This is a genomic window from Myxococcus sp. CA039A, from assembly GCF_013336645.1.
In the GTDB taxonomy this organism is placed as follows: Bacteria; Myxococcota; Myxococcia; order Myxococcales; family Myxococcaceae; genus Myxococcus; species Myxococcus llanfairpwllgwyngyllgogerychwyrndrobwllllantysiliogogogochensis.
In genome coordinates, this window is the sequence record NZ_JABUMQ010000623.1 from 1 (window position 1) to 1,926 (window position 1,926).

Below are 1,926 nucleotides of genomic sequence, written 5' to 3' on the forward strand. Positions count from 1 at the left end.
TGCCTTGGGGGCCCTGGGGAAGGTGGCGGGCGTCGTCGAGGCACTGGCCGCCGGGACGGGCATGTTGCTGTCGGCCTTCAATGCGTTGAACAAGTCCACGGCGCTGGCCTCGCTCGCGGGCAGCATGGACAAGGTGACGCAGTCCATGGGTGGCATGGTGGCCACCGCGCCCTCGGTGAAAGGCAGCGTCTCACGACTGGCCCTCTCTTTCGGGACGCTGCTGGTGCCGCTCGCCGCCGTGGCCGCTGCGATGGCGGGAGTGGTGCTGCTCGCGGGCGCCGTCTACGCGGCCTGGGAGGACTCCAGCACGGGCCTCGCGGACTTCTTCAGGGGCCTGGGCGAGAAGCTGGGGCAGCTGGCCGCGCGGATTGCGGACGCCTACGCCCGCGCCTTCGCGGCCCTCGGGGACTTCCTCGGGCGTGCCGCTGCTTCCATGCTGGAGCGCGTGGCCGCCCTGGTGCGCGGCGTCTCGCGCCTGCTGGAGCCGGTGGCGAGGGCGGCGGGCTTCTCCCAACTTGCGGACACCTTCGCGGCTGTCTCCACTCTCACCGGCCAGCAGCTCCTCGACACGTTGGGGCAGGGTGCCCAGCTGCTCTGGACGGGGGCGAGGGAGACAGCGGAAGCGGTGGGCTCGGCGGTGGCCGGGGCCGGGCGCACGTTGGCCGAGGGCGCTGCCTACGGGTTGAACTCCAGCGCGGCTGGGGCCAAGCGCCTCGGCGCCGACGTCGCCCGCGCGCTCAACCTGGAGCACTTCACCGAGGCGATTCAAGCCCTCGTCGCGCAGCTGACGGGCGTCACGTCTTCCGCCGGCAAGGCCCGCATCCGTCACCCCACGGACAAGGCAGCCTTGGAGTCCTCGGCGCGAGAAGAGGCCGCACGGGCGCGAGAGCTGGCGAAGCTCCAAGAGCAAGCCGCCGAGGAGTCGCACCGCGAATTCGTCGCCAGCGTCCGCGCCGAGGAAGCCGCCGGAGCTGCCGCGTTTCGCGAGGTGCGTCGCGAGTCCGAGGCCCTGGCTGACGCGGCCAATGCCACCATGGAGAGCGCCCGCGCGGCCATGGAGAGCGCCCGCGAGGGAATCGTCAACCGTCTCCTCGGCGGACTGGGCCAGCTGGGCGACCTCATCAACGCGGGCCTGCAAGGGTTTCAAGCGGGTGGTGCCTATGGCGCCATCATCGCCGTGGTGTCGGAGCTGCTCATGCAGTCCGAGGGATTCAAGGGCGTCATCGAGGCCACCAACGGCATCATTCAGCAGGTGGCCGATGCGCTGGGGACGCTCCTGGAGCCGCTCCAGCCGCTCCTGGGCGCCATCTCCCTCGTCATCGACGGCTTGTTCTCCGCGCTGACACCCGTCTTCGAGATGATGGGGAATGCGATTAAGCCTCTCGCGCCGCTGATTGCTCTTGTCGGGCAGCTGCTGGAGGGCCTCGCGCCTCTCTTCGAGCAGATGGGCAAGTTCTTCGTCATGTTGATGGACCCTCTGGGCCAGTTGGTGGGGCCCGTCATGAAGGCCCTGTTTGGCGTGCTCAAGTTCGTGGCCACCGTCATCCTCGCCGTGGCGCGTGCCATCGGCTGGGTGTGGAACCTCATCGTCGGCGCGGTGCAGAAAGTCATCCACGCGTTGAGCAGCCTCATTTCCTGGACGGGCTTTGACGGCCTGGCGCGCTTCGCTCGCAGCCTCGACGGGTTGAAGGTGGACACGGACGCCATGCGTGCCTCGCAAGACGCCCTGGAGGGGACGACGTGGGAGTCGGCCATGGCACGGGCCGAGGAGACGGCGCGAGTGCGCGAGCACACGCAAGCGGTGTCGCGCGCCACCGAAGCGTTGACCAATGTCCCGTCCGCCTGGAAGCGCGCGCTTCGCACCTTCGAGTCGGAGAACGCCCAGGAAGGACCGACGCGTCCGCCCACCCCGACGTCGCCCACGTC

1 protein-coding gene is annotated in these 1,926 nt (G+C 69.6%); it reads left to right on the top strand.

Annotated features, from left to right (window positions below; translation table 11 throughout):
- Positions 1–1,926, top strand: a 1,926-nt coding sequence (locus HR086_RS46460; RefSeq protein WP_174468868.1) for a hypothetical protein, incomplete at both ends; no start/stop codon positions are given.